3 protein-coding genes are annotated in these 3,562 nt (G+C 42.1%); all 3 read right to left on the bottom strand.

The annotated features are described in order from the left end of the window. Positions 1-52: 52 nt before the first annotated feature. The 3 genes from ACTHJT_RS02245 to ACTHJT_RS02255 all read right to left on the bottom strand — a co-directional run bounded on the left by ACTHJT_RS02245 (position 53) and on the right by ACTHJT_RS02255 (position 3,366). Positions 53-1,408, bottom strand: coding sequence for an FAD-dependent oxidoreductase (locus ACTHJT_RS02245; protein ID WP_440236085.1), 1,356 nt, complete (start codon positions 1,406-1,408; stop codon positions 53-55). A 3-nt stretch (positions 1,409-1,411) separates the two neighbouring features. Next, a complete protein-coding gene (kynU, locus tag ACTHJT_RS02250) occupies positions 1,412-2,704 on the bottom strand; it encodes a kynureninase (protein WP_440236087.1) in 1,293 nt (430 codons plus the stop codon). Positions 2,705-2,841: 137 nt separating this feature from the next. Further along, positions 2,842-3,366, bottom strand: coding sequence for a 3-hydroxyanthranilate 3,4-dioxygenase (locus ACTHJT_RS02255; protein WP_440236089.1), 525 nt, complete (start codon positions 3,364-3,366; stop codon positions 2,842-2,844). Positions 3,367-3,562: the final 196 nt, after the last annotated feature.

Here is a 3,562-nt window from a genome sequence, read left to right on the forward strand (position 1 = left end):
GAAGTTCTTATCCCGATCCCGATAGCTATCGGGATCGGGATAAGAACTTCTTTTATTTTATCGCATACTGTCGCACGGTAGCCAGTACCTGTTCCTGTAATGCTTCTGTTGGCCACGATGCTGCAATGTTTTCGATCTGCATAATTTCTTCAAACATGGCGTCCTGCTCTATTCCTGCCTGCATGGCTTCTGCATAGGGTGTATCCGTAAAGGATACCAGAGTATATTGAGGAACAAAAATATCCGGAATTACCTGGTGCAGGTATTTTTCAATTTGCTTTCTTACCAGAAACTCAGCGTCTGCAACATGATCGCGCATTTCAATAAAATTTTTTAATGCCAGGTCTGAAATTGCATCGGCATTTACTTTCCGTTGTCTGTAAAACTCCGCAAAAATGTTTTTCCAGTGTATTTCTTTTGACGTTGAAATAATTTCAGCCAATATCCTGCAATCCTCAAAGCCTGCATTCATGCCTTGCCCGTAAAACGGAACCAATGCATGCGCCGCATCACCAATCAACAACGTATGCGTATTAAACCATTCATTTGTATGAACGGTAAATAATTTAGATGTAGGATGAATACTGAATTGTTCTGTCAGGTTAGGAATAAGTTTACATGCATCTGCGAAATACGTGTTAAAGAAATCATGTATTGCTTCCGGCGAATTTAATTTTTCAAAGGAAATTTCCCCCTGCAACGGAAGAAACAGTGTTGCTGTGTAACTGCCGTCTGCATTGGGCAGGGCAATCAGCATGAAGCGTTCCCGCGGCCATATATGCAAGGCTTCTTTATTGGTAAGACGTGTTGCTTCCTTGCTGTAAATTTCCAGTTCTTTGTAAGCATAGTCCAGCGTATCAACAACTGGTTGAGCTGCCGATTTTTTTGAAAGCATAGCACGCACGGTCGAAAATGCGCCATCAGCACCTATAAGAATTTCCTGCGGTAGTGTTTTTATTATTTCATGACTGGCTGACGTAAAAATCCATTGCTGGTTTGCAGCATCATAATCTGAACAACTCAGGTCAAAGCTGAATGGCACGCCCAATTGCTCAGCCGTTGAAATCAATAATTCATTCAAAGCAGCCCTGCCTATGGAATTAATATGCTGAGAGGTTTCTCCATAGGCCTGAAAATGCAGTTCACCATTCAGGTCATGTATTTCTCTTCCATACATCGGAACAGCTAAAGCCAGCGCCTGTTTTTCAAGTCCCGGCGCAGCTTCACCCAACGCCCGCAAACCTCTCTGGCTGATTGCCAAATTGATGGACCGGCCTGCATGTACTTCACTCTTGCGCGGATCCGGCCTTTTTTCAAATACCCGTACATCCATGTTCTGGCGTTTTAAAAAGATAGCCAGCAAACTGCCCACCAATCCTGCCCCGCAAATAGTAACCTGCTTATTCATATCTTATAACAAAACTGCATGTTTGGAGAGCTCCAGTGCAAACAGATATATTTCTTCATATTTATTATACAATGGAACCGCTGCAACCCGTATCACGTCCGGCTCGCGCCAGTCAACAACAAAACCTTTCTTAGTCAGAATATCAACCAGTTCTTTGCCCATGTCTTTTTCAATCCGGATTGAAACCATAGCACCATGTTCATTGGCTGTTACCGGAGTAATGATTTTCATCAAAAATTTTTTCTTCTGATCCGGCGTACACAATGCCTTCAATAGAAAAAGCATGTAATCAAACATCACTTTTCTTTTTTTATTGATTGCAGGTAAGCCTGCCTGCATATAAATATCAAGCGAGGCTTTCAGGCCAATCATATTGAATACAGGAGCATTGCTTACCTGAAAACCCGCAGCTCCGGAGACAGGTTTATAAGAACCTTTCAGGTTGAAACGTGTATCCTGATCATGCCCCCACCAGCCAGCCATTCTGGGTGTTGTCTTATCATGACCGTGCTGCTGGTGAATAAAGGATCCGCCCACAGCACCAGGACCGCCGTTCAGATATTTATAGCTGCACCACACAGCAAAGTCTACTTTCCAGTCGTGCAATTGCAGCGGCATGTTTCCGATCGCATGCGCGAGGTCGAAGCCGGCAAAAGCTCCGGCCAGATGTGCTGCCTGCGTAATACGGTTCATGTCATATGCCTGCCCGGTATAATAATTCACACCGCTCATCATCACCAGTGCCACACTGCCTTTGTTCTTTTGAATCACCGAACAGATTTCATCGGTAGACAGATAAGCATCTTTCTTTGCCGGCTTTAATTCAATAATTACTTTTTTAGGATCATAGCCGTACAGCTTCACCAGACTTTCCAGCGCAAACCGATCCGATGGAAAATTCCAGGCTTCGGTAATAATTTTGATCTTCTTCCCGATTGGACGGTAAAAGGAGGCAAACATAAAATGGAGATTTGCTGTAAGGCTGTTCATTGCCACCACTTCATCCGGGTAGGCTCCTGCAAGTACTGACAAGGGTTTGGCAAAAGACTGATGATAGGTAAGCCAGGGATTCTTTGCTTTCCAATGTCCTTCTACTCCCCAACGTTCCCAGTCTTCAAGCTCCTGCATGAAAAATTCTTTTGCCTTTTTCGGTTGCAGACCCAGGGAATGCCCGCAAAAATAAGCGCCCCCAATGGCAGGTTGAGGAAATAAAAACTCTTTTCTGTAAGCTGCTAACGGATCTTCTTTATCCAATTGCTGCGCATAAGAGCGTGTAATAAGAAATTTTGTTGGCACGTTATTCCTTGTGTTCAATTGAAGATTCTTTAATAAAGCTCTTCATGGTTTACGAATGTAGGACTAATCTATTTTATGATGAAGCCTTGAAAGATGACATTGATCACCCTTACAGTGTTGGCGTTTATTGCTAAACACTATGCCTGTTTTTTAACGGGAGCCTGCATCACCGTACCACATTTGGAACACGTGCACAGATCTGCAGACCTGTAAAATTTATCCATCACAACCGGCAGCTGGCTTACGATATCTTTTACCATAACAAACTCTTCATATAGTTTATTATTGCATTTTTCACAATACCACATAAAACCATCCAGTTCTTCTTCTCCTCTGTATCGTTCAATCACCAGCCCAACCGTATTAGCCCCCCGCTGCGGACTATGTGGAACACGCGCCGGCAGCAAGAACATATCGCCTTCATTTATTTCAATGTCAACGATCTTTTCATCTTCAATAATTTTAAGAATAATATTTCCTTCAACCTGATAGAATAGTTCTTCGCCTTCGTTATAATGAAAATCCTTACGTGCATTGGGCCCGCCAACAACCATTACAATAAAATCTTTATTGCCGGTATAGACCTGTTTATTCCCTACCGGAGGTTTCAGAAGATGTTTGTTTTCATTGATCCAATGATTCAGACTAAATGGCTTTAACATAGAATAACGGGTTATTTAAGTGCTGAAATACAGTTCGAAGTAGGATTGTTGCTTTGATGCATAAAATATTACAGATATAAAGTACGTTAATTTTAAATATAGACACCACAAATCATGGATATTTCGTCTCTAAGATGTAATTTTAATAACAATTATTTGGTCAAATCCATTGCTTGCGACCAAAAAGTAAAGTACC

Source organism: Cytophaga sp., from assembly GCF_051961495.1.
Taxonomy (GTDB): Bacteria; Bacteroidota; Bacteroidia; order Cytophagales; family Cytophagaceae; genus Cytophaga.

What these genes read in the sequence shown, in the direction of transcription:
- ACTHJT_RS02255 (WP_440236089.1), bottom strand. Translation starts at nt 3,366, where the DNA reads ATGTTAAAGCCATTTAGTCTGAATCATTGGATCAATGAAAACAAACAT.
- ACTHJT_RS02245 (WP_440236085.1), bottom strand. Translation starts at nt 1,408, where the DNA reads ATGAATAAGCAGGTTACTATTTGCGGGGCAGGATTGGTGGGCAGTTTG.